This window comes from Levilactobacillus fujinensis (assembly GCF_003946335.1).
Lineage (GTDB): Bacteria > Bacillota > Bacilli > Lactobacillales > Lactobacillaceae > Levilactobacillus > Levilactobacillus fujinensis.
Genome location: NZ_RHNX01000089.1, coordinates 1 through 1,669, shown reverse-complemented (window position 1 = coordinate 1,669; position 1,669 = coordinate 1). Strand labels below are relative to the sequence as shown.

General features: G+C 41.6%; 2 protein-coding genes. Both read left to right on the top strand.

The genetic code is table 11. The features are described 5' to 3' along the window. The coding region (locus EKM89_RS13840; RefSeq protein ID WP_164510605.1) for a Mu transposase domain-containing protein at positions 1 to 860 on the top strand (860 nt) is incomplete at its 5' end. An 11-nt stretch (positions 861 to 871) separates the two neighbouring features. Next, a complete protein-coding gene (istB, locus tag EKM89_RS13835; RefSeq protein ID WP_125689344.1) occupies positions 872 to 1,609 on the top strand; it encodes an IS21-like element helper ATPase IstB in 738 nt (245 codons plus the stop codon). Positions 1,610 to 1,669: the final 60 nt, after the last annotated feature.

The following is a 1,669-nucleotide window of genomic DNA, read 5'->3' as shown; positions in this document are numbered from 1 at the left end:
CAGCCCAAGTGGATTGGAAGGAAGAGATGACGCTATACTCACGTGATGGGAAGCCACATCACTTCAATGTCTTCCTTTACGTTTTACCATTTTCAAAGTTGAAGTACATTACGTTAGTCTTCGATCGGAGTCAGGATACTCTGTTCAGTTGCCTCGATGATGCCTTCGAAGCAATTGGTGGCGTTCCTCATGAAGTTTGGTTCGACAACATGAAGCAGGTCGTTGATCACTCAAAATCTAATTTTGGAAAGGCCGTGTTCAACGAACGATTTAAACAATTCTGTCAAGATGCCGGTTATAAACCAATTGCTTGTCGGCCGTTAAGGCCACAGACAAAAGGAGTTGTGGAAGCCTTGGCACGAACCATTGAACGTCTCCGGCCATACAATTATGAGTTCGATGACGACGTAGATTTGATTCATATCGTCGATGAACTCTGCGATGATTTGAATCACGAAGTATCACAATCAACAAACCAGGTTCCTTTAGATAAATTTGAGTACGAAGAAAAAGAGTACCTCCACGAACTACCAACTAACCTGCTAGATCCCTTCTTCGAAGAAGACATTACCCGTGTCGTATCGAAGGAATCAATGGTTAATTTCCGTAAGTGTAAGTACTCTGTAGATCCGCGTTACATTGGTCGGACAGTCAATATTGAACTATCTGATAATGCACGCCAACTTCAAATCTATTATAACGGAGAACCGATCCGTTCGCACGATATTACGACCCAAGCTTTAAATTATCATGAGGATGACCGTATTCAAATCCTAAAATCCGACCTCCTTAAGGGTCGGAATGATCAAGAAATTAAGGTATTTATCGCAGAACATCTATCTCAATATGATGAAGTGTGAGGAGCAAATAAATGAATAGCAAATTCCAGGAATTAATGACGAACTTAGATACTTTGGGTTTAGCCAAGATGCATGCGTATTTACCAGACTTTCTTGACCAAATCAACGAACAAGAACTCTCATTTACAGAGGCCATGCTTAAGCTCACTAACGTGGAGCTTGAATGGCAAGAACAACGTCAAGTTCAACGAATAGTTGAACGAGCAAGGTTCCCCCAGAATAAATATTTGAGAACTTTTGACTTCTCATTTCAGCCCAGTATTAATCAGCAAAAAATAAAGAGTTTTAGCGACTTAGCGTTCCTGGAGAAGCAAGAAAACTTGGTCTTTATCGGTAGTCCAGGCGTCGGTAAGACTCATCTAGCCATTGGAATAGGCATGGCGGCCTGCCAGCAAGGAAAACGAACTCTATTCATCAACTGTCATGACCTCTTACTAAGGCTGCATACGGCTTACGAGAAGGGTGCCCTAGACCGTTGCATTAACCGTTATGCACGATATGACTTATTGATTATCGACGAGATCGGATATTTACCAGTAGAGCATGACGAAGCCAACCTTCTTTTTCAGTTAATTAATGCGCGATATGAACGACACTCAACAATAATCACTAGCAATAGTGAGCTTTCAACATGGGTCGATATTTTCAAGAATCCAACAGTCACTGCCGCCATTCTAGACCGTTTAGTTCATCACTCCCATATCATCAAGATAACTGGGAAATCATACCGCCTAAAAGCAACAAACTGACCGCCAAAAACCTACATTTTCAAACCGCCATTTTCCAACATTTTTACGCCGCTATTGACA